The organism is Nocardia sp. NPDC003345 (assembly GCF_053589395.1).
Genome location: NZ_JBSFRU010000098.1, coordinates 1 through 18,883 on the forward strand (window position 1 = coordinate 1; position 18,883 = coordinate 18,883).

17 protein-coding genes are annotated in these 18,883 nt (G+C 69.2%); 8 read left to right on the plus strand and 9 right to left on the minus strand.

Features of this window, described 5'->3' with window-relative positions:
* Positions 1–1,632: fumarate hydratase (locus ACWDU1_RS13655; protein ID WP_449998445.1), on the plus strand; the 1,632-nt coding region annotated here is incomplete at its 5' end.
* 58 nt (positions 1,633–1,690) lie between these two features.
* Here the strand turns inward: ACWDU1_RS13655 and rph are convergent.
* On the minus strand, positions 1,691–4,306 hold the full coding sequence (gene rph / locus ACWDU1_RS13660) for a rifamycin-inactivating phosphotransferase (protein WP_449998447.1): 2,616 nt from the start codon (positions 4,304–4,306) through the stop codon (positions 1,691–1,693).
* 121 nt (positions 4,307–4,427) lie between these two features.
* Here rph and ACWDU1_RS13665 point away from each other — a divergent pair, with 121 nt between their 5' ends.
* Together ACWDU1_RS13665 and ACWDU1_RS13670 are read left to right on the plus strand one after the other, a co-directional pair.
* Entirely contained in the window at positions 4,428–4,979 is a 552-nt protein-coding gene (locus ACWDU1_RS13665; RefSeq protein WP_449998449.1) for an isochorismatase family cysteine hydrolase, read from the plus strand.
* 107 nt (positions 4,980–5,086) lie between these two features.
* Positions 5,087–5,524 (plus strand): hypothetical protein, encoded by a 438-nt coding sequence (locus ACWDU1_RS13670; RefSeq protein ID WP_449998451.1) that lies wholly within the window; start codon positions 5,087–5,089, stop codon positions 5,522–5,524.
* 16 nt (positions 5,525–5,540) lie between these two features.
* On the opposite strand, the gene ACWDU1_RS13675 is transcribed toward ACWDU1_RS13670, so the two are convergent.
* The 3 genes from ACWDU1_RS13675 to ACWDU1_RS13685 all read right to left on the minus strand — a co-directional run bounded on the left by ACWDU1_RS13675 (position 5,541) and on the right by ACWDU1_RS13685 (position 7,670).
* The gene (locus ACWDU1_RS13675) at positions 5,541–6,230 is read right to left on the minus strand and encodes an ATP-binding cassette domain-containing protein (protein ID WP_449998453.1); all 690 of its coding nucleotides are present in this window, start codon (positions 6,228–6,230) and stop codon (positions 5,541–5,543) included.
* A gap of 81 nt (positions 6,231–6,311) precedes the next feature.
* On the minus strand, positions 6,312–6,917 hold the full coding sequence (locus tag ACWDU1_RS13680) for a hypothetical protein (protein ID WP_449998454.1): 606 nt from the start codon (positions 6,915–6,917) through the stop codon (positions 6,312–6,314).
* Positions 6,918–7,019: 102 nt separating this feature from the next.
* Entirely contained in the window at positions 7,020–7,670 is a 651-nt protein-coding gene (locus ACWDU1_RS13685) for a TetR/AcrR family transcriptional regulator (RefSeq protein ID WP_449998456.1), read from the minus strand.
* Between the two features lie 213 nt (positions 7,671–7,883).
* On the opposite strand from ACWDU1_RS13685, the gene ACWDU1_RS13690 reads away from it, so the two are divergent.
* On the plus strand, positions 7,884–8,675 hold the full coding sequence (locus tag ACWDU1_RS13690) for a tryptophan-rich sensory protein (RefSeq protein WP_449998458.1): 792 nt from the start codon (positions 7,884–7,886) through the stop codon (positions 8,673–8,675).
* 147 nt (positions 8,676–8,822) lie between these two features.
* On the opposite strand, the gene hisD is transcribed toward ACWDU1_RS13690, so the two are convergent.
* On the minus strand, positions 8,823–10,151 hold the full coding sequence (hisD, locus tag ACWDU1_RS13695; RefSeq protein WP_449998459.1) for a histidinol dehydrogenase: 1,329 nt from the start codon (positions 10,149–10,151) through the stop codon (positions 8,823–8,825).
* Between the two features lie 70 nt (positions 10,152–10,221).
* The gene (locus ACWDU1_RS13700) at positions 10,222–10,809 is read right to left on the minus strand and encodes a pyridoxamine 5'-phosphate oxidase family protein (RefSeq protein ID WP_449998461.1); all 588 of its coding nucleotides are present in this window, start codon (positions 10,807–10,809) and stop codon (positions 10,222–10,224) included.
* A gap of 238 nt (positions 10,810–11,047) precedes the next feature.
* On the opposite strand from ACWDU1_RS13700, the gene ACWDU1_RS13705 reads away from it, so the two are divergent.
* Both ACWDU1_RS13705 and ACWDU1_RS13710 read left to right on the plus strand, forming a co-directional pair.
* Complete coding sequence (locus ACWDU1_RS13705; protein ID WP_449998462.1) at positions 11,048–11,455, plus strand: YciI family protein; 408 nt, start codon at positions 11,048–11,050, stop codon at positions 11,453–11,455.
* Positions 11,452–12,597 carry an RNA polymerase sigma factor gene (locus ACWDU1_RS13710; RefSeq protein ID WP_449998463.1) on the plus strand — a complete coding sequence of 382 codons (1,146 nt, stop codon included), beginning with the start codon at positions 11,452–11,454 and terminating at the stop codon, positions 12,595–12,597. The genes ACWDU1_RS13705 and ACWDU1_RS13710 overlap by 4 nt, the downstream gene beginning before the upstream one ends.
* 33 nt (positions 12,598–12,630) lie before the next feature.
* Here the strand turns inward: ACWDU1_RS13710 and ACWDU1_RS13715 are convergent, their stop codons facing one another.
* Entirely contained in the window at positions 12,631–14,892 is a 2,262-nt protein-coding gene (locus ACWDU1_RS13715; protein ID WP_449998470.1) for a glycoside hydrolase family 3 C-terminal domain-containing protein, read from the minus strand.
* 103 nt (positions 14,893–14,995) lie between these two features.
* Between ACWDU1_RS13715 and ACWDU1_RS13720 the strand changes: the two genes are divergently transcribed.
* Positions 14,996–15,610 carry a TetR/AcrR family transcriptional regulator gene (locus tag ACWDU1_RS13720; RefSeq protein WP_449998464.1) on the plus strand — a complete coding sequence of 205 codons (615 nt, stop codon included), beginning with the start codon at positions 14,996–14,998 and terminating at the stop codon, positions 15,608–15,610.
* A gap of 27 nt (positions 15,611–15,637) precedes the next feature.
* Positions 15,638–16,579: a LysR family transcriptional regulator gene (locus tag ACWDU1_RS13725; protein ID WP_449998465.1), complete on the plus strand. Its 942-nt coding sequence runs from the start codon at positions 15,638–15,640 to the stop codon at positions 16,577–16,579.
* Here the strand turns inward: ACWDU1_RS13725 and ACWDU1_RS13730 are convergent.
* Together ACWDU1_RS13730 and ACWDU1_RS13735 are read right to left on the minus strand one after the other, a co-directional pair.
* On the minus strand, positions 16,573–17,556 hold the full coding sequence (locus ACWDU1_RS13730; protein ID WP_449998466.1) for an ester cyclase: 984 nt from the start codon (positions 17,554–17,556) through the stop codon (positions 16,573–16,575). The two genes, ACWDU1_RS13725 and ACWDU1_RS13730, sit on opposite strands and share 7 nt — an antisense overlap.
* Positions 17,557–18,112: 556 nt before the next feature.
* Positions 18,113–18,883, minus strand: a 771-nt coding sequence (locus tag ACWDU1_RS13735; RefSeq protein WP_449998468.1) for an ABC transporter ATP-binding protein, incomplete at its 5' end; no start/stop codon positions are given.

Sequence of the window (18,883 nt, forward strand, 5' to 3'; positions counted from 1 at the left end):
GCCGACGACACCCCGTACCGGCTGCTCACCACCGAGGGCGTCGCCACCTTCGAATCCGGCGGCCGGACCTTCCTGCAGGTCGACCCCGAGGTGCTGCGGATGTTGACCGCCGAGGCGATGCACGACATCAGTCACTATCTGCGGCCCGCGCACCTGTCGCAGCTGCGCAGCATCATCGACGATCCGGAAGCCAGCGGCAACGACCGTTTCGTCGCGCTGGATCTGCTGAAGAACGTCAATATCTCCGCCGGCGGCATCCTGCCCATGTGCCAGGACACCGGTACGGCGATCGTGATGGGTAAGAAATCCGAGGGCGTGCTCACCGGCGCCGACGACGCCGAATGGATCAGCCGGGGCGTCTTCGACGCCTATACGAAACTGAACCTGCGCTATTCGCAGCTCGCGCCACTGACCATGTGGGACGAGAAGAACACCGGATCCAACCTGCCCGCGCAGGTCGAGCTGTATTCGGCGCCCGGTGATCCCGCGAAACCCTCCTACAAGTTCCTGTACATGGCCAAGGGCGGCGGCTCGGCCAACAAATCGTTCCTGTACCAGGAGACCAAGGCTGTCCTGAACCCCACCCGAATGCTGGAGTTCCTGGACGAGAAGATCCGGTCGCTGGGGACCGCGGCCTGCCCGCCCTACCACCTCGCCGTGGTGATCGGCGGCACCAGCGCCGAATTCGCGCTGAAGACCGCCAAATACGCTTCCGCGCACTATCTCGACAATCTGCCCACCGAGGGTTCGATGTCCGGGCACGCCTTCCGCGATCTCGAACTCGAGCAGAAAGTCTTCGAGCTGACCCAGTCCTTCGGGATCGGCGCCCAGTTCGGCGGTAAATACTTCTGCCACGACGTCCGGGTGGTCCGGCTGCCCCGCCACGGCGCCAGCTGCCCGGTGGCGCTGGCGGTCTCCTGTTCGGCCGACCGGCAGGCGCTGGCCAAGATCACCCCCGAGGGTGTGTTCCTGGAGCAGCTCGAACGCGAGCCCGCCCAGTACCTGCCCGAGCAGACCGATGTCATTCTCGGCGGCGACGTGGTACGGGTCGACCTGAACCGGCCGATGGACGAGATCCGCGCGGAACTGTCGAAATACCCGGTGAAGACCCGGCTCTCGCTGTCGGGTCCGCTGGTGGTGGCCCGCGATATCGCCCACGCCAAGATCAAGGAACGTCTGGACGCGGGCGAGGAGATGCCGCAGTACCTGCGCGATATGGCCGTCTACTACGCCGGCCCGGCCAAAACCCCCGACGGCTATGCCTCCGGTTCCTTCGGCCCCACCACCGCGGGCCGTATGGACTCCTACGTCGACCAGTTCCAGGCGGCCGGCGGGTCACATGTGATGCTCGCCAAGGGCAACCGCTCCGCCCAGGTCACCAAGGCGTGCAAGGAGCACGGCGGTTTCTATCTCGGTTCCATCGGCGGTCCGGCGGCCCGGCTCGCCCTGGACTGCATCAAATCCGTCGAGGTCCTCGAATACCCGGAACTGGGTATGGAAGCGGTCTGGAAGATCGAGGTCGAGGATTTCCCGGCCTTCATCGTGGTCGACGACAAGGGCAACGACTTCTTCGCCGAAACCCAGAAGCCGATCGCGCTGCGGGTGCGGACGCGGTCCAAGGAACGCGTCTGACCGGTCGTGCGTATCGCCCCGGCCTGATCCGTGGATCCGGGTCGGGTGCCGCCCGGGACTATCCCGCGTCGGACAGGATCTCGACGTAGCCGTCGGTGCCGTTCACGCGGATCCGCTGGCCGTCGCGGATCAGCCGGGTGGCGTGCTCTAAGCCGACGATGGCCGGTAGGCCGTATTCGCGGGCGATCACCGCGCCGTGGGTCATCGTGCCGCCGACCTCCGTCACCAGGCCGGCGATCGCGACGAACAGCGGGGTCCAGCTGGGGTCGGTGTAGGCGGTGACGAGGATATCGCCGGTCTCGAGGTCGGCCCGGGCCATATCGGAGACGACGCGCGCCCGTCCCTCCACGATGCCCGCGGACACCGGCATCCCGGCCAGCGCTCCGGCCGGTACATCCGTACGCCGGTACTCGCCCGCGAACGTCTCGCCGTCCGAGGTGAGCACCCGGGGCGGGGTGAGGGCCCGGTGCCGCGTGAACTCGGCCTTGCGCGCCGCGATCAGCTCATCGTCGGCGCGGCGGGTGCGTACCAGCCGATGTAGTTCGTCGAAGGTGAGGAAGTAGATGTCTTCCCGATGGCCCAGTGCCCCTTCCTCGACGAGCCGGTCGGCCTCGCTCAGCAGTGCTTGTTTGTAGCGGAAATAGCGGCTGACGATGCCATATTTGGGGTATTCCCGGTAGCCGGAGAAGGTTCGTAGCCGGTCGATCATGCGCGCGGTCTCCGCGGCTTTCGCCGCGCCGTCCGGGAGTGCGCGCAGGCGGGCGAGTAGTTCTTGTTCCTTCTGCCGGGCCTCGCGCAGACCCGTTTCGAATCGGCGTTCGGCGGCGCCCGGTTCGAAGCTCTTGATATTGCCGAGGATCGTCGGCACCAGCGCCGCGGGACGTTCGACCCAACGCGGCCGGGTGATATCTATCTCGCCGGCGCAGCGCATACCGAACCGGTCGAGATAGGAGTCGATCGCCGCCCGTGCCTCGGGGCCACCCGGCAACCCCGCCAGTTCGTCGAGGAAGCCGCGATCCTCATAGCCGGAATCCTCGACATACCGCAGAAAGGTCACCACCTCGGGGTACAGCCGGATCACGTCAGCGACGTCGAGCAGCGCCAGGCCCATTTCGGACGTGATGTTGTGCGGAACCGATTGGGCGAGCGTATCGGCCGCGTTCTTCTCGCCCAGCCATTCCCGCATATGGTCGTTGAGCCACCAGGCCGGCTCCATACCCGCCATGATCACCTGGTAGCTGCGCGGATCGGACATGAGCCGCTGCATCTCCGGAAAATCGGCCAGGATGAAATCGAGCAGTTCAGGTCCGGACAAGGGCTCGATCTCGCGCGCGAGCTTGTCGACGGAGGCCCGGTTGTCCGCGATCAGTTCGGTGACCACAGCCGGGTCCGTTTCGATCGGGGCGGGTCCGCCGCCGGCCGGTGGTCCGGTGGGGGAGTCCGCCGGTACCGGAGGCAGGAAATCCGGACGTTCCAGAACCGTGCGCAGGGCGTCGCCGATGAGCGGATCGGATTTACCGAGCGCGTCGATCAGCGCCTGCCGCCCGGCCCGCGTCGACAAGTGGCCGGTCACATCCACGAACAGCCGGGCGCCCGCGTGCCGCATCGGCGCCCGGCTGGTCAGCTGCCAGACCGAGATTCCCAGTGGTGTCATCGGGTCGGTCATCATCTGCTGATGGCCGACGGAGACGTACACCCGGTTCGAGTCGTCGGCGGCTTCGGGAATGGGGAACAGGGTGGTGATCGGCCGGGTCTGCACGATGTGGAAACCGTCGGCGGCCAGGCACCACTCGATATCCTGCGGGCCGCCGAAATAGGCTTCGATCCGCCGGCCCAACCGCGCGAGTTCCAGGACCCGGGCCTCGGACAGTGCAGGCAGGTTCCGCGGTTCGCCGTCGATCTCCCGCAGGCGGGTGCCGCCCGCCGGATCGGGGAGGACGGCGACAGTCTTCGTGGCCACTGTTCGCTCGGTGACGACGTCGTCGCGAACCTTGTAGACATCCGCGTTGACCAGACCCGAAACCAGGGCCTCGCCGAGCCCGAAACCGGCGTCCACCGATACGACCTTCCGGTTGGAGGTGACGGGGTCGGCGGTGACCATGATCCCCGCGGCCTCCGGAAACACCATCCGCTGCACGACCACCCCCATCAGCACCGCGCGGTGGTCGAACCCGTTGCGCAGCCGGTAGGTGACGGCCCGCTCGGTGAACAGCGAACCCCAGCACCTGCCGATATGCCGCAGCACTTCCGCAGTACCCACCACGTTGAGATAGGTGTCCTGCTGACCCGCGAACGACGCGGCCGGCAGGTCCTCGGCCGTGGCGCTGGACCGCACCGCGTACGCGCCGTCCGCGCCGAGGCCGGTGAGAGCGGCGGTGACATCCGCCGCGACCTCGTCGGGAACACCCGACGCTTCGATCACCTCCCGGATCCGCGCACTCAGCACGCGGATCTGTTCCCGATCGCCGGGTTCCAGGTCCGTCAGCCGGTCGAGCAGTTCGCCGATCCCCGCCGTGGCCGCTACGGCCCGCTGATACGCGGCGGTCGTCACGCAGAAACCGTCCGGTACCCGGACGCCCTCGATCCGGGACAGTTCACCGAGGTTCGCGCCTTTGCCACCGACCTCCCGGAGGCGCGTCCGGCCGATCTCCCGCAATCCCGGCGCGTAACCCATAACACTCTCCTGACCTGTTGGTTTCCGAGTAGACGGGCGATTATGGACCACAATCCGGAATCTCATGAGGTCCGCGGATCGGGTATAACCTGAAAGGGGAGGATCGGGCAGGATCGACAGTATGCCGCTCACCGAACTCCCCGCAGCCAGCGCTCTCGTCGTTGTCGATATGCAATCGGGAACACTGCCCAATGCGCGCGCCGTTCCCGCTGATCTCCTGCTGGACCGGGTAGCGCTCCTGCTCACCGGATTCCGTCAGGCCGGCCATACCGTCGTGCACCTGGTCGCCACCGGTACGCCGGACGGCCGTACCGCCTACGCGGACTCCGGCCGGAGCTGGGACGAGGACCGGACCGAGATACCCCCGGAAGTCGCACCCACCGGGAACGAACCGCTGCTGCGCCGGCGGGCGTGGAGCGGATTCGCGGGCACCGACCTCGAGCAGCGGTTGCGCGCCGGCGGGGTGACCACGGTCGTGGTGGCGGGGCTCGCGACGACCTTCGGCGTCGAGTCGACCGCCCGCAGCGCCTACGATCTGGGCTTCGATGTGATCGTGGCCGCCGACGCGGTATCGGATCCCGATCCGGCCGGTCACGAGCGGTCGATCACCCGGGTGTTCCCGGTACTGGGCCGGGTCGCCGCCGCCGCCGATATCGTCGCGCTGATCCCATAGTGGCCACCCCGATTCCGGGACCGTCCCCGATCCGGGGTGCCGAAACCCCGGCGCACCGGAATATCTCTACTACCATTGGTCGTAGCTCGAGATGATGGGAGGGGCTCGTGATCGACTCGACAGCGGACCGGCCCGGGGTTTCCGGTTCGGAGAACACGGTATTGCGCCGGGTGACCGTGATCTTCGCGATCGCGCTGGCCGTGCACGCCGCCGATCATTTCCGCCGGGGCATGGATACGGTGTCGATGCTCGTGATGACACTCGGAGTAATCCAGATGGTGCTGGCGGTGGTGACCGTCGCGCTGGTGTTCACCCGCCACCGATGGGCACCGGCCGCGGCCATCGGAATCGGTTTCGTCAGTGCGTTCGCGTTCATCCTGGTCCACCTGTTCCCGGACTGGTTCGGGCCGCTGAGCGACAGTTTCATCAACCCACCGGCTTCGGCGCGGGTGACCGGATTCTCCTGGTTCGCGGCGATCTTCGAGATCCTGGCCGACTTCGCCCTCGGTATCGCCGGCCTGCGGGCCCGACGGACCTGGCCCTGACACAGCTGGAGCCGCCTCAGGCCATGCGGAAGTACATGGCCACCCGCGGGTCGGTGGCGGCCGAGAGTTCCGGCAGTGTCCCCTCGGCGACGACCCGGCCCGCACTCATGATCACCAGGCGGTTCGCGAAACCGGTGGCGGTGAGCAACTCGATATCGTGGGTGATGGCGAGCACGGCGGCACCCGAATCCGCATACTCGCGCAATGTTTTCCACACCGCGAAGGCATTGCCCCGGTCCAGGGCCGCGGTCGGGCCGTCCGCGATCAGGACGGCCGGCCCGATGAGCAGGGCGGCGGCGAGCGCGGCGCGCTGGATCTGGCCCGCGGAGTTGTGGCGCGGCAGCAGCTCCCGGGCCTCGGCCGGGTAGCAGGCGGCCGCGCAGGCCTGTTCGACGGTCCGGGTCCGATACCGCCGCGCCAGCTCCCGCAGCCGGTCGCCGACCGTGCGGTGCGGGTCGAACGCGTCGATACCGTCCTGCGGGATATAGCCGACGCTGCCGTCGACGAGCACTTCTCCGGTGCTGTGGGCGGATTCCGGCAGCCGGCCGGTCAGCGCGTAGGCGATCATCGTCTTGCCGGCGCCGGGGCCGCCGAGCAGCGCGGTGATCTGCCCCGCCGGCACGCGCAGATCCACGTCCGCGAGGACAGTCCCGCGCCAGCGGCCGGTATCGACTTCGACGGTGAGGGAACGCAGCTCGGCAGTCACGGCTCCAGTGTGACGGTATCGGCGAGGCGCGGCGGCATCCGGAGCCTGGTCGGGCGCGGCCGACCCGACCCGGTGCAGGCCTCACCGAATGGGACCACCGCCACCGCCCGGAACCGCGTCGGTCCGCCCGGGTGTGCCGGACTTCAGGGGGCTGAGGTCGGTGGCCACCGGTGGCCACCATGCGGCTCCACTGCAGAAAAGTTCGACGGAGTCGAGTTCCGGCGCGGTGGTGCGGGTCCCGGTGGCGGTCAGCGCCTGCGCCTTGAACGCGCGCGCCGCGGCGCTGAGCCGGTGCACCACCGGATCCACCCGGTAGCCCGGCGCCTTCGGCCAGCCCTCACCCCACCCCACGACCTGTAGACCGCCGTCGTTCAGGGCGGCGTGCAACCCCTTGCTCATCCGCGCGTCGCGCTCCAGAACGCCGGTCGCGACCGCGAGGGCATGGGGTTGCCGGTTCGATCCGCCGGAGTCCAGAACCGTCCGCAGATTCAGCATCCGGGCGCCGAGAATACGCAGCGGCCGGTCGTCGGCGGGTTCGGTGACCAGCACCGATACCTCCCATCCCGCGACCGCCCGGTCGAAGAGCCAGCCCCCCGCGTGCTCGACGGCGTCGCGGACACTGTGCGCGACGATATCGAGCCGGTATCGCTCGTCCCCCCATTCGAACCGCAGGCGCGATGTGGCCAATCGATGCACGGACCGGGTTCCGTCAGTGGTATCGGAGGGTCGGGTGTCCATGAGAACTCCAATCGGTGACGACCGCGGCGTCGCGCGACACGGTGATCGCGGTCATCGGGTGTGCGGCGCCAGGTAGAGGCCGGTGATCGCGTCCACCAGCCGGGTGCCGGTGATATCCCAGCTCGCGAGCGGGTCGTCCGGCTCGGCGGCCGATCCGCGTTCGTGCTCGGCGCAGTTGTGCACGATGAGCAGACTCGCCATCAGGTTTCGTTCCCGCCGCACCTCGGCGGGTAGATGCTCCAGGCCGCGGTGCAATCCCGAGATCACCGATCGCAAGGCCCGCGACGACAGCGATTCATCGGTGAGCAGATGCCGGAAGGCCGGATCGGGCATCAACTGGGCCACGAAACGCGCGTACCAACTCGGACGCCCCAGCGCACCGAGATGTTCGGTCACCGGGCGGACCAGGCACTCCACCCAGTCCCGCACCTCCGGAGCGGGGCCCACCGAGGCCACCCGCTCCCGGCACAGCATTTCGGTATGCGCCTGGTGTTTTCGCACGATCGCGAGCACCAGTTCGGGCTTGGTACCGAAGTGGTAGCCCACCGCGGCGTTGTTGCCCTGCCCCGCCGCTTCACTCACTTGACGATTCGATACCGCGTTCACACCGCGCTCGGCGAACAGGCGTTCGGCCGCGGTCAGGATCGCCTCCCGGGTCGCGTTGACCTGCATAGCCCGCGTGGATCTGTGCTCGGCGGTCATCATCGCTCCTCCGCATACCGTCTCGACAGCAAACACCCGATCGGCAGCACAAGTCAAGCGACTGACTTAAATTTTTGCAGCGGCGTCCGCCGACCCCATGCACGGTGGTTCCGGCGGTACTACTCTCGGCGACATGCGGCGCCCGGACGGCGAGCGCGACTTTCCGGGTGGTTGATTGCGTACTCGTCCGCTGGGCATTCGGTTCACGTGACGGTGCGAACAGCTGATATCTGCAGACAGGTCGCGGTGGTCCTCGGTGCGGTGGTCGCGGTGATCGCCGCCTTCCTCGGATCCGGGGCCATGGGCGGTACTCCGATCTCCCGCGCGGCGGGCGGCGCGTTGTCCGCCGACGCGACCCTCGTCGCTCCGGGCGGCAGTGCCTTCGGTATCTGGTCACTCCTGTACGTGGGCTTCCTGGCGCTGGCGGTGTGGCATGCCCTGCCTGCGCAGCGCGACAACCCGCGGATGCGGCAACTGGGGTGGCTCGTCGCGCTGTCGTTCCTGTTGAACGCGGTATGGATCGGGTCGGTGCAATGGGATCGGGTCGGTATGAGCGCGGTGGTGATCCTCGCGTTGCTGGTGACCCTGGCCGTAATCTTCCAGGGCTGCCTGCGATCTCATCCGGGCAGCGGGGTGGAAGCGGTACTCGTGGACGGGACGCTGGGCCTGTACCTGGGGTGGATCGTCGTCGCCACGGTCGCGAACGTCGCCGCGGCGCTGAAAGCCGGCGATGCCGGTGATCTGGTGCTGGGTGCCCAACCGTGGGCCGTGGTGGTCCTGGTGGGTGCCGCCCTGATCGGCGCGGCATTGGGCGTGATCGGCCGTGGCCGGATCGCGGCTCCGGCCGCTGTCGTCTGGGGCCTGGTCTGGGTCGCGGTCGCCAGGTTCGGGGATGCTCCGGAGTCGGCCACGGTCGCCGGGGTGGCGGTGGCCGCCGCGGTGGTGGTCGTCATCGCCACGGTGGTCGCCCGGACACGCCGGAGCGGCTCGGCCGCGCCGGCCTAGCCGGATTCCGGTGCCGGGTGGGCGACCGCCACCGCGTCCGAGATGCGCTCGGACAACATGGGCCCCAGAAAAGGGGCGCCCCCTCCGAACAGAGGGGGCGCCCGCGGATTCGCCGGGCGGACGGGTGGTCCGCCGCGGCGTCACCGTTCAGTCCGCGTCGGCCCGGTAGGCCTCCAGCCGGATGGTGGCGGTCGCTTCGTGGGCGGCCATACCTTCGTACTGTGAGATGGTCTCGACCGCACCGGCGGCCTCGGGAGTGGCGGACTTCTCCACCCGCTGATAGGTCAGCGGTTTGAGGAAGCGCGACACCGACAGGCCCGCGCTGTGCTTGGCGCCACCGGCGGTGGGCAGCACGTGGTTGGTGCCTGCCATGCCCTTGTCGGAATAGGCCACGGTGCTCCAGCGGCCCAGGAAGATCGAGCCGTAGTTGTGCAGGGCATTGTGGTAGTACTCGTCGTCGGCGGTCTGGATCTCGAGGTGCTCGGGAGCCAGGTCGTCCATCAGGGCTACCGCCGTCGCCGGGTCCTTCGCCCAGGTCACCGACCCGTAATCACGCCAGGCGGGCCCGGCGATATCGCGGGTCTTCAGCGTCTCGAGCTGCTTGTCGGCCGCGGCTATCACGGCTTCACCCAGCCGGCGCGAGGTGGTGACCAGTGCGGCGGGGGATTCGGTGCCGTGCTCGGCCTGGCCGAGGAGGTCGGCGGCGACGACGGCGGGGTCGGCGGTGTCGTCGGCGATCACCGCGACCTCCGACGGGCCGGCCAGTAGATCGATCGCGACCTTTCCGAACAGCTGGCGTTTGGCCTCGGCCACATAGGCGTTACCGGCGCCGACGAGCATATCCACCTCGGGCTCGCCCAGCAGCCCGAACGCCATCGCGGCCAGCGCCTGCACACCGCCGAGTACATACACGCGGTCGGCACCGGAGAGATGGCAGGAGTAGAGGACCGCGGGGTCGGCGGTGCCGTCGCGGCGCGGCGGAGTGCAGGCGAGTACGGTCGGCACCCCGGCGACCTTCGCGACACCGACGGTCATGAACGCCCCGGCCAGCAGCGGGAAACGACCCGCGGGGACGTAGGCCCCGACGCGGGTGATCGGCACGTACCGCACACCGGTGACCAGGCCGGGGGCCAGCTGGGTTTCGAAATCCACCAGGTGCGAGCGGGTTTCCCGCGCGAAGGCGCTGGTGCGCTCGTGGCCGAGTTCGAGGGCCGTGCGCAGTTCGGGCGAGAGCGAATCGCCCGACCGCGCCAGCTCGGCGGCTCCGAGTTCGACCTGTGCGGACTCGAAACCGTCGAGTGCGCGCGCGTAGGACAGGACGGCGTCGAACCCGCCCTTCTCGATCGCCGACAGCATCTCGGAGACGGTTTCGATGACCCGGGGGTCGCGCTGGGCGGCCGGACGGTCGAGGCCGGGGCGTTTGAGGATCTGGAAGGAGCCGTCGAGTTCGGCGAGGCGGGCGGGGGTGAACTTCATGGTCTCGACGCTATGGTGAGCGGCGTCAATGGACAACCCGTGTAGTTCCTGCCGTAAGGTAAGGGAAAACCTATGGGCTGCGCCCGTCGAACGAGCCCGGCAGCGGATGTCCGGGTTCGAGCGCGGGCAGGCCGTCGATGCTGCGCCCGTTGTCGCCGGTGATGCGCCGCGCGTATTTCTCCTCCGGTACGCGGGCGTGATGGGCGTCCAGGACCGGGCGTTCGCCGACGAGGTCGTAGTAGGGAACCGAATACCCGCACGAATCCGCGATCCGGTCGACCTCGACCACGATCGCCATCCGGACCCCGGGGTGGCCGGCGCCGAAATGGTGTCGCAGGCGGTCGAATTCCGGATCGTCGGGCCGGACGGCTCGGCCGGTGCCGAACAGGCGCAGGATGCGCGAGTTGCGGGTGAACGAGCAGAACATGATGGTGATCCGGCCGTTGTCCCGCAGATGGGCGATGGTTTCCACGCCGCTGCCGAACAGGTCGAGGTAGGCGACGGTGTGGTCGTCTAGGACGGCGAAGGTATCGCGGTAGCCCTTGGGCGACAGGTTCACCCGACCGCCGTCGGAGGGAGCGGTCGCGACGAAGAACATCGCCTGCGCGCCGATGAAATCGCGTAGCGATTCGTCGATACCCGTGAACACCTTCGCCATGGCGAACCTCTTCCCTCGTCGCCCATACCGGGCCCGGTTCCGAACCTATCCGGAGCCCGGCGTGGGGGCATCGAGAAAAATGCCACAGCGCGCCGTTACCCGGAGCCGGGAGGGCATCCGCGCCGGGGACCGGAAAATTCTTCCGATTCGGCATGCTGTGGATGTCGAGAACGCGGTGCGGGTTCCGTCCCAGGGGTGAGAGCGGCTGTGCGGGCCGCGACGACGAAGGAGAACCGATATGAAGTACCTACTGCTCAAACATTACCGCGGCGGCCCGGCGCCGGTCGGCGATTTCGTGCCGATGGACCGCTGGACACCGGCGGAGTTCGACGCGCACGTGCAGTACATGCGGGACTTCGCGGACAAGCTGCGGGAGAACGGGGAGTTCGTGGACGAGCGGGCGCTGTCCCCCGAGGGCACGTTCGTCCGGGGCGACGGCCCGGGGCGCCCGCCGGTGACCGACGGTCCGTTCGCCGAGACCAAAGACCTCGTGGCCGGCTGGATGGTGATCGACGTGGAGTCCTGGGACCGGGCGCTCGAACTGGCGGCCGAGTTGTCCGCCGCGCCCGGATATCGCGGCGAACCGATCTACGAATGGCTCGAGATCCGGCCGCTGCTGACCGAGACGCTCTCGGCGGCCGAGTGAACGACGCACTGCTGCGGGAACTGGTGCCCGCGGTTCTGGCGGTTCTCGTCCGGCGCGGAGCGGATTTCGCGTCGGCCGAGGACGCCGTCCAGGAAGCGTTGATCCGGGCGCTGGAAACCTGGCCGCAGGACCCGCCGAGGGATCCGAAGGGCTGGCTGGTGACGGTGGCCTGGCGCCGCTTCCTGGACGCCGCCCGCGCCGAGACCTCCCGGCGCGGGCGGGAGGTCGCGGCCGAGGTGGAACCGCCGCCCGGGCCGGTGCCCGCCGGTGACGACACCCTGTGGCTGTATTTCCTGTGCGCGCATCCGTCGCTGGCACCGGCGTCGGCCGTCGCGTTGACCCTGCGGGCGGTCGGCGGACTGACGACGCGGCAGATCGCCACGGCCTATCTGGTTCCGGAGGCAACCATGGCGCAGCGGATCAGCCGGGCCAAACGGCGGATCTCGGGTCTGCCGCTGGACCGGCCGGGGGATCTCGCGACCGTGCTGCGGGTGCTCTACCTGGTGTTCAACGAGGGCTACAGCGGAGAAGTGGACCTGGCCGCCGAGGCGATCCGGCTCGTGCGGCACCTCGCCGCCGCCACCGACGATCCCGAGGTCGCGGGGCTGCTCGCGCTGATGCTGCTGCACCATGCCCGCCGCGCCTCCCGTTCCGGCCCCGGGGGCCGGCTGATCCCACTGGGCGCGCAGGACCGCACCCGCTGGGACACCGCGCTGATCGCCGAGGGCGTGACGATCCTGCAGACCGCCCTGGCCCGCGACCGGCTCGGTGAATATCAGGCGCAGGCCGCCATCGCGGCCCTGCACGCCGATGCCCCGACCGCCGCGGAAACCGACTGGGTGCAGATCGTGGAGTGGTACGACGAGCTACTGGGGCTGACCGGCAGCCCGGTGGTGCGGCTGAACCGGGCGGTGGCGGTGGGGGAGGCGGATGGACCGCGGGCGGGTCTCGCGGCGTTGGCCGAGGTGGATCCCGGCCTGCCCCGGTATCCGGCCGTCCGGGCGTACCTGCTGGAACGCACCGGCGATCTCGGCGCGGCGGCGGAGTCGTATGCCGAGGCCGCACGGGCCGCGACGAGCGTGCCCGAACGCGATCACCTCGTGCGCGAGGCGGCGCGCGTCCGCCGGCTGTCATCGCCGTGACATCGCGACCGGCGCCGTGGCATCCGGTGACGGTTACGACGGGTCACCGGCGTCCTCGGCGCCGGCGGCGGCCAGCAGCGTGCGCAGATCCTCGTCGGCCATACCGAAACCCGCCAGCCGGTCGAGTGGGATCGAGGCGATCATCCGCATCATATCGACGCCCAGCGCCGCGCCGTCGCCCATCCGGTCGGCCATACCGGAGAACAACTCGGCCAGTGCCGCAGCGGTTTTCGGGTCGGCGAGGGCCTCGCCGAGTGTGGACTGCGCGGTGATCGGGATACGGAACTCGTCGCCGGTCACCGCGACCGTGCCGGTGCGGCGGATATCGCGGCTGGAGGCACCGATATGGACCCGGTAGTCGCCGCCTTCGACAACCCAGCGGTCGGCGCGGGTCTCCCAATAGGCCAGATCCTCGCGGGCGATCTCGATCGTGACCTGCTCGGTGGCCCCCGGTGCCAGTTCGCCCGTGGTGGCGAAACCCTTCAGCTCCAACGGAGGCCGGGCCACGGCCGAACCGGGCATCGACGTGTAGACCTGCACGATCTCGCGACCACTGCGCGCGCCGGTATTGGTGACCTCCACCCGTATCTCGATTCCGGAATCATCGGCGCCCAGATCCGGTTCGGAGTAGTCGAACCCGGTGTAGGACAGGCCGTGCCCGAACGGGAAGCACACATCCATCTCGCGGGCGTCGTACCAGCGGTAGCCGATATGGATACCCTCGCCGTAGCGGACATGGGAATTCTCGCCCGGGAAGTTCAGGTAGGCGGGAGTGTCCCGGAGCCGGACCGGGACCGTCTCACCGAGCCGGCCCGACGGGTTCACCACCCCGAACAACACATCGGCGATCGCGCCGCCACCGGCCTGCCCGATCAGGGCCGCGTCGAGGACGGCCGGGGCGAGTTCGGCGACCGGCGCGAGCCGCAGCACCCCGCCGTGTGCCAGTACCACCACCGTGCGTGGCTGCACCCGCGCGATCTCGGCGAGCAGGTCGAGCTGGGCGGCGGGGAGCTCGATATCGTCGCGGTCGAAACCCTCCGATTCCTGTGCCGGGCCCAGCCCCAGGAACACCACGGCGGTATCGGCGGCGGCCGCGGCGTGTGCGGCTGCCCGGCGCAGCGTAGCCGCGTCGCCGGTGCCGTCGGTGCGGAAACCGCGGGCGAACGTGACCGTCTCCGAGCCGGCGACGGCACGGATCTCGGCCAGCGGGATATCGAGCGAGGTCGGATTCACATGCGAACTGCCGCCGCCCTGATAGCGCGGCGACTCGGCGAATTCGCCGATAACGGCGATCGGCCGGCCCGGGGCCAGCGGCAGCAGCTCGTTGTCGTTGCGGAGCAGGACGATACAGCGACCCGCCACCTCGCGGGCGAGCGCATGGTGTGCGGGCAGATCCGGCGCCGGTCCGGCCTGCCGCCGGCCCGCCACGGCCTTGGCGGCGAGTGCGGTCATGGTGGTGGCGGCCCGGTCGACCGCGGTTTCGTCGAGTGTGCCCGCGTCGAGCGCCGCGGCCACCTGGGCATCCCCGCGACCGGAGTCGCCCGGCATCTGCAGATCCAGCCCCGCGGCCACCGAGGCGACGCGATCGGCGACCGCGCCCCAGTCGCTCACCACCACCCCGTCGAAACCCCATTCGCCGCGCAGCAACTCGGTGAGCAGCCAGTGGTTCGCCGCGGCGGGTACGCCGTTGATCCGGTTGTAGGAGCACATCACCGTCCACGGCCGCGCGGTCCGCACGATATGGGAGAACGCGCGCAGGTAGATCTCGCGCAGCGGCCGCGGGTCGATATCGGAACTGGACCGCATCCGGTCGTGTTCGCAGTTGTTGGCCGCGAAATGTTTCAGCGATGCCCCCACGCCGGTGCTCTGCAGCCCCTCGACCCAGGCGGCGCCGAGCCGGCCGGTGTGGATGGGATCCTCGGAGTAGTACTCGAAGGACCGGCCGCCGCGCGGATCGCGTTTGATATTGATGCCGGGACCCAGCAGGACATCCACGCCCAGCGCGCGGGCCTCGCGCCCGAGCGCCACGCCCACGCGCCGCACCAGTTCGGTGTCCCAGCACTGCCCGAGCCCGACCGCGGGTGGGAAACAGGTCGCCGGTTCACTTCCGGAGAGTCCGAGATGGTCGGTGGCACCGGTCTGTTTCCGGACGCCGTGCGGGCCGTCGGTCATCGTCAGGGCGGGCACCGATCCGACCGCTTTCGTGGTCCAGAAATCCGCACCGCTGCCGAGGGCGATCCGTTCGGCCCGGGTGCTTGCGGCCTGTCCCGCTGCCGCCGGTACTCGGTTGTCCATATCGTCTCCCTGTCCGCTGGGCACATCGTCGTGCGAGACGCCGTTGTCAAAACCGTATGTCATTCGGTTTTGGGTGGCAAGGGTCTGCCGCTACAGTCGTCGCGTGGCGGCACGTGGCTCGTATTCGAAGGGGCTCGCGAAACGGACGGAGATCCTGGACGCGGCGCTCGATATCGTCGCGCGGGTGGGGTTCCGCCGCACCACCGTGCGCGAACTGGCCGACGCGGTAGGACTCAGCCAATCCGGGCTGCTGCACCATTTCGGCACCAAGGAACAACTGTTCACCGAGATCCTGCGCTATCGCGACGAGGTCGACCGGCGCACGTTCACGCCCGGCGCGCGTGTGGACGCCCCGGAAGAACTGGCCGGCGCGATCGTCGACCTGGTGCGCCACAACGCCGAGGTCCCCGGGCTGGTGCAGCTCTACTCGCGGTACTCCTCCGAAGCCGCCGATCCCGGCCATCCCGCACACGACTTCTTCCGGCTCCGTTACGCGCGGGCCCGCACCGACCTCGCCGAGGCGATCGTCCGGCTCCGGGACGGCGGCCGCCTCCCGGCCGGCCTCGACGCCGACCGGCTGGCGGTGCTGACGTTCGCGATGATCGACGGACTCCAGACACAGTGGATGTACGACCGGTCGATCGATATGGCCGGGCATATCGCCTACTTCTGGGAGACCGTCCTCGGGGCCGCGCCGGAGCATACGCCGGACGGATAGCGTCCGAGGACGGCATAGGGTAACCCTGTGACTCTTCGGCAGTTGCGCGCCTTCCTCGCCACCGCCCGCACCGGGACGTTCACCGCCGCCGCCAAATCGATGGGGGTCGCGCAGGCATCGGTCTCCGAGCTCGTCCGGACCCTGGAGGACGAGTACGGCACCACCCTGTTCGTCCGCGGCGGGCGAAAGTTGGTGCTGACCGCCGCGGGAGTGGCATTGCTGCCGCATGCCGAGCAATCGCTGGCCGCGGCCGACGGTGGGGTACGGGCGTTGAAATCGGTGCGCTCGCTCACCGGGGGCGTGGCCACCTTCGGGGTGCTGCGCAACGCCTCCTACTATCTGCTGTCCGATCTGGCCGAGGAGTTCCACCGGCGGTTCCCCGAGGTGCGGATCCGGCTGGTGGGGATGAACTCGGTGGAAGTCGCCGCCGAGGTCGCCGAGGGGCGGCTCGAGGCCGGGCTGGTGGTGCTGCCGATCGATGCGGACGGACTGCGGGTCACCCCGCTGGTCCGGGACGAGGTCCTCTACGCCTCCGCCGCACCGGACCGGGTGGCCGAGGCGATGACCGTCGAACGGTTCGCCCATGCCACGGTGATCCTCTACGACGCGCACTACGGCTGGCAGGAGCCCACCCGCCGCCAGCTGGCCGAACGGGCCCAGCTGGCGGGTCTGAAGATCGAGCCGCTGATCGAGGTGGAGCAGGTGGAGGCGGCACTGGGCCTGGTGCGCCGGGGGATCGGGGACACGATCGTGTCCCGCGCCGTCGCGACCAGTTCGGCCTGCCCGCCCGAAGTGCGGGTGGTGGGTTTCGACCCGCCGCTCTACGACACCATCGCGCTGATCCAGCGGGAATCGGGGGTGCTGTCGCCGGCGACGCGGGAACTGGCCCGGATGGCGCAGCAGATGCTGCTGCGCAACCGGGTCGCCGCCACGCCGGAGCGCGGCGACGACCCGGACGGCGATCAGTAGATGTTCTGGCTCACGTACGGCTCGTCCCCGCGATGCGCGTAGATCTGGGAGCGGGTGGCGATATCGTCGTAGATCCGGGTCTCCTTGACGATCTTCCCGGACTGCACCAGGAACTGCGAGATGCCGAGGATCTCGACCGGCGAGCCGGTGAGCGGGCCGTAATCGGCGATGCCGTCGTATTTACCGGTGAACTTCCAGGTGACCGCGATCCGCAGACCGCCGTAGCGCGGTGAATCGTTGGCCGCGACGTCGCGGATATCGAAACGGCCGCCCGGGAACGGCCGCAGCATCCGCAACAGGGCGCGGCGGTAGCCCTCGGGCCGGGCGATGGTGCGGTCGTCGATCGTGTTCAGCCACAGATCGCGGATCCAGAATTCCTCCACCCGCTCGAGTTCGCGCCGGTTCCAGACGGAATCGATGAACTCGAGCACCATCTCCACTTCGGGACGGAAATCGTCGGGCCGCGGGCCGCTGCCGCCCTCGGCGATCACATCGGCCGGGGCCGAGGCGGCCATGGAGCCGCTGTACCCGCGGAAGGCCTGGCGCCGGGCCAGTTCGTCGGGGTCCTGGCCGAGCTGGCGCGCCACCGACAGGGCGTCCCGCACCACCCACTCCTCGACCATGCGGCCGCGCCGGTACAGGCAGTTGGCGATATTGCGGCTGCGGTACTCGATATTCTCCCGGTCGGTGCCCAGTACCAGGTGCGAGCTGAGGAAGGCGTCGTCGCCGCGGGCCTCCCAGACGATATCCTCGGCCTGGCCGACGCGGTTCGGGGTGGTGGAGATCCGCATCAGCGTCCCCTCGATCACCTCCTGCGCGGTCGTGGAGGTGCCGTAGACGCCGTGGACGATGGAATCGGGCTCGTAGTTGTCGTTGATATGGCCGATCGCGCGCTCGATCCAGATATGGTCGGTGACCTCCCGGATGAAATCGTCGGGGTCGGCGTAGGGCTGATAGGCAATCGGATCGAGTGGCATACCGCTCACAATACATACGTATTCAGAGATTGGGAACCGCCCGCCCGGCCATCTCACCTGCGGTAACCGGAGCCCGCCCGGACATGCGCGGAGGGCGCTGCCGCGGCGGCCGTCGCGGTTACCCTGGAAACATGTTTCTTCGCCGCCGCGCCCGAGCGCCCCGAGCCGCCGGGACCCACGGCCGGCGCGCTGTGCATCGCGACCCGGACGGCTCCCGTGTCTTCGAGACCTGTGAATGCGGGGCATGGCGTGTGGTCGACCGGGGTGAACAGGAATGGCTCTCGGATGCCGGTCCGTGTACCGGGTCGCCGGGAATCCCGTCCGGGCCCCGCGGCTGGCCGTATCGCAAAACCTACGGTGAGACAGGGCTTTTCCACAGTTCCTGACCGTCGCGCCGCGGGGTGTCGGCGGGGTGCCGGATCCCATTTCGGTGGTGCCGAGGCCGAAGGCCGGCGCGTGCGGCGTTCCGGATGCTGCGGGCCCGTTCCGGGACGGGCCGTCGATACCGCGCGACACCGGCCGGAACGCGTCCGGCCGGTGTCGCGGTGGCGGGCTCTCAGGCGGCCAGCCGGTCGCCCGTCGACGGATGGAAGAGGTGGATTTCCTCATGGCTGCGCAATCCGACGCGGACGGTCTCACCGATCCGGGGCGGAGTGCGGCCGTCCACCCGGACATTCACCCGGTGCGCCCCGGACGGACTCAGCACGGTGCCGTGTACATACGCATCCGCGCCCAGTTCCTCCACCAGTTCCACGGTGACGGCGAAGCCCTCGTCCGCTTCGCCGATCAGCCGCAGCGTCTCCGGCCGGATACCACAGACGATTTCGCGCAGATCGGCGACCGCCGCCCGTGCCACGGGCACCGTGCAGTCACCGATCTCGACCCCGCCGCCGCTGACGTTCAGGGTGGTGAGATTCATGCCGGGCGAGCCGATGAAACCCGCCACGAAGGCGTTGGCCGGCCGGTCGTAGAGCTCCCGCGGCGTGGCGACCTGCTGCAGGATTCCGTCCTTCAGCACCGCGACACGGTGGCCCATCGTCATGGCCTCCACCTGGTCGTGGGTCACGTACACGGTGGTGGTGGCCAGGCGCTGCTGCAGCGAGGCGATATTGGCGCGGGTCTCCACACGCAGTTTCGCGTCGAGGTTCGACAGCGGTTCGTCCATCAGGAACACCGCGGGGTCGCGCACGATCGCCCGGCCCATCGCGACCCGCTGGCGCTGACCGCCCGACAGTGCCTTGGGTTTGCGGTCGAGGAACCGGGTGAGATCGAGCATATGCGCCGCCTCGGCGACCTTCTGCCGGACGACATCCTTCGGTACGCCCTT

Excerpts from the sequence above, each read along its gene's own strand:
- rph (WP_449998447.1), bottom strand. The coding sequence starts at position 4,306 with ATGGGTTACGCGCCGGGATTGCGGGAGATCGGCCGGACGCGCCTCCGG.
- ACWDU1_RS13665 (WP_449998449.1), top strand. The coding sequence starts at position 4,428 with ATGCCGCTCACCGAACTCCCCGCAGCCAGCGCTCTCGTCGTTGTCGAT.
- ACWDU1_RS13685 (WP_449998456.1), bottom strand. The coding sequence starts at position 7,670 with ATGACCGCCGAGCACAGATCCACGCGGGCTATGCAGGTCAACGCGACC.
- hisD (WP_449998459.1), bottom strand. The coding sequence starts at position 10,151 with ATGAAGTTCACCCCCGCCCGCCTCGCCGAACTCGACGGCTCCTTCCAG.
- ACWDU1_RS13700 (WP_449998461.1), bottom strand. The coding sequence starts at position 10,809 with ATGGCGAAGGTGTTCACGGGTATCGACGAATCGCTACGCGATTTCATC.
- ACWDU1_RS13705 (WP_449998462.1), top strand. The coding sequence starts at position 11,048 with ATGAAGTACCTACTGCTCAAACATTACCGCGGCGGCCCGGCGCCGGTC.
- ACWDU1_RS13715 (WP_449998470.1), bottom strand. The coding sequence starts at position 14,892 with ATGGACAACCGAGTACCGGCGGCAGCGGGACAGGCCGCAAGCACCCGG.
- ACWDU1_RS13730 (WP_449998466.1), bottom strand. The coding sequence starts at position 17,556 with ATGCCACTCGATCCGATTGCCTATCAGCCCTACGCCGACCCCGACGAT.